Source organism: Streptomyces sp. NRRL B-1347, from assembly GCF_000720325.1.
Lineage (GTDB): Bacteria > Actinomycetota > Actinomycetes > Streptomycetales > Streptomycetaceae > Streptomyces.
Genome location: NZ_JOJM01000239.1, coordinates 1 through 1,170 on the forward strand (window position 1 = coordinate 1; position 1,170 = coordinate 1,170).

Sequence of the window (1,170 nt, forward strand, 5' to 3'; positions counted from 1 at the left end):
CGCCCGCCCTCCCGGCAGTTACGCTTATGGGCCCGACTACGCCCGCCTGCGGATCGGTGATTACCGAGTGACCTACGAGATCAACGCAGGGCAGCTGACCATCACCGCATTCCACCTTGGCCGGATCAGCTGACAGGTCCAGGATCGCGCCTCCTCCCCATGGAGGGCGGCCATGGTGGACATGATGGCAGTGACAGTTTTCGGGGCGGTGATCTCTCCCCGGCCCGCGACGCCGGTCACGCCCCACAGCTGCGACGCACCGATGGTCGGCAGTGCACGTAGAGAGCGCCCGTCTACGGCGTAGAAGGAAATGCTGTCCTTGGTGCCGCCGTCGGCGCACTGTTTACTGAAGCACCCAGTGAGGGTTATTCAGGGCGATCTTGAGATTCATATTGTTGCACCCATGAGGGTTGTTGCACCCATGAGGGCTGGGGCTGTCAAGGCGCACGATGCCCCGGCCCGACGCCTGCCGTAGGCCCCGTATCGGGTGGTGATCATGCGGTTCGGGTGAGGTCCTTGACCCAGATCATGGAGGCGCGGAGGTGGAGTCCGGCGAGGTAGCTCTGCGGGGTTTTGTCGTAGCGGGTGGCGATGCCGCGCCAGGCTTTCAAGTCCACCTCGTCCCGCTTGGCGGCCTCGGCGATCAGACCCTCCAGCAGCGTCTCGAAGACACCGGCGTCCCGCCACTGGCGGAAGCGGTTGTGGACGGTGGACCAGACTCCGAACTCCCGCGGCATCTCCCTCCACTGCCCGCCCGACCTGAACTTCCAGATCACGCCCTCGAACTGGAAGCTTATTCAGAACCCTTTGGACCATGGGGAGTTCAGGATCATGAAGGCAGGTTGATCATGCCTTCTGGTCGCGTGAACAGCCTGGTGGTGCGGCACACGGCTGCGTGCTGCGGCATGTGGATCACGCCTCAGCCTCCGACCTGGGGAAACAGTTCTGAATAAGCTTCCTGGAGCCTTTTCCATTTGTAGCTCTGGCGGGTGGGGCGGTGCTGTGTCAATGTGAAGTCCCACGAGTTCTTGGACAGGACGTCCCTGGTTGATGCTGGACGGTCCTGCGACTTGTTGGACGGTACTGGCACATCCTGGACGGGTGGTTACGCTGCGGGGGCGAGCTCTGGTTGCAGCAGTGTCCGTGTCTCGAGTGGGGTGACGTACCCGT

General features: G+C 62.9%; 1 pseudogene. It reads right to left on the bottom strand.

From position 1 onward, the window contains the following. Positions 1-608 precede the first annotated feature (608 nt). A pseudogene (locus IG74_RS51785) lies at positions 609-788 on the bottom strand (transposase); the annotation flags it as partial. Positions 789-1,170: the final 382 nt, after the last annotated feature.